General features: G+C 69.5%; 1 protein-coding gene. It reads left to right on the top strand.

Going from position 1 to position 1159, the window contains the following annotated elements; genetic code table 11:
* Positions 1-117: 117 nt before the first annotated feature.
* Positions 118-1159: transposase (locus ABT245_RS45935; protein WP_351747143.1), on the top strand; the 1042-nt coding region annotated here is incomplete at its 3' end.

Genomic DNA, 1159 nt, shown 5'->3' with positions numbered 1-1159 from the left:
CCTCATGAATTCAGCTACGGCAGCGATCTGATGCCCTGGCAGAAGAAGGGTGCCTCTCACCTGCGATGATCTGGATTGTCTAGATCAAAACCGTCGCGAGGAAGAGACACCCAACAGGTGCAGGCTACCGAATGGGATCACCGGCTCGGCGTGCGGGCCGACGGCAAGAGTCTCGTCGGGTACGCGGGGGTGGTGCTGCTGAGGAAGGTCGCCGACCGTGTCGGGCTCACCCGTGCCCTGGCCGCCGTACTTCCGCGGGGCACCGGGCCGGGGTGGCGGGACCGGGGCGTCGTGCTTGTCCAGCTGGCCTGTGCGATCGCGCTGGGCGCGACGAATGTTCTGGCGGCCGAGCACCTGCAGCACCAGTGGCGGGCGTTGTTCCCCGAACCGGTCTCGGACAGCACGCTGCGACGTGCCCTGGAGGCGGTCGACGGACCGGTCGCGGCGCGCATCGAGCGAGTCCGCGCCGTGATACGCCGGGCGGTGTGGACCTGGCTGGCCCTGCGACCCGCGGGCTTTCCCTGGATATCGGTGTGCGGCCGGCGGCTGACCGGCTGGTACGTCCTCGATCTCGACGCCACCGTGGTGACCTGCACCAGCGGTAAGGAAGGGGCGGCGGGCACGTTCAAGGGCACCTGGGGGCATCATCCGCTGGGGGCGTGGGTGGCCAACACCCGCGAGTGCGTGGCGATGCTGCTGCGGTGTGGCAACGCGGCGGCCAACGACGTCGCCGACCACAAGACGGTCCTGGCCGCCGCGCTGCGGCAGCTCCCGTTGCCCCTGTGGTCGAAACTGCTGGTCAGGATCGACGGCGCGGCCTTCAGCCACGCCCTCCTCGACCACCTGACGTCCTTGACCACCAGCCGCAGGCGGGTGCGGTGGGTCACCGGCTGGGCCATCCACACCATCGACGAGGAGGCCATCGCCAGGCTGCCGGAGAAGGTGTGGACGGACGCACTGCGACAGGACGGCGAGGTCCACGCGATCAAGGGGCCGGGCGGCGACATGGTTTCCTGCCAGGTCGCCGAGCTGACCGGGGTCCGTGACCTGACCGGCTGGCCGACGGGGATGCGGCTGATCGTGCGCCGGGTCAAACCCTCGCGCCGCGATACGAAGAAGCTGACCGCCTTCGAGAAGCGCACCGGCTGGCGCTACCAGA

Origin of the sequence: Streptomyces sp. NPDC001508, from assembly GCF_040298665.1 — a bacterium.
Classification (GTDB): Bacteria; Actinomycetota; Actinomycetes; order Streptomycetales; family Streptomycetaceae; genus Streptomyces.
This window is presented reverse-complemented; position numbering and strand designations above follow the sequence as displayed.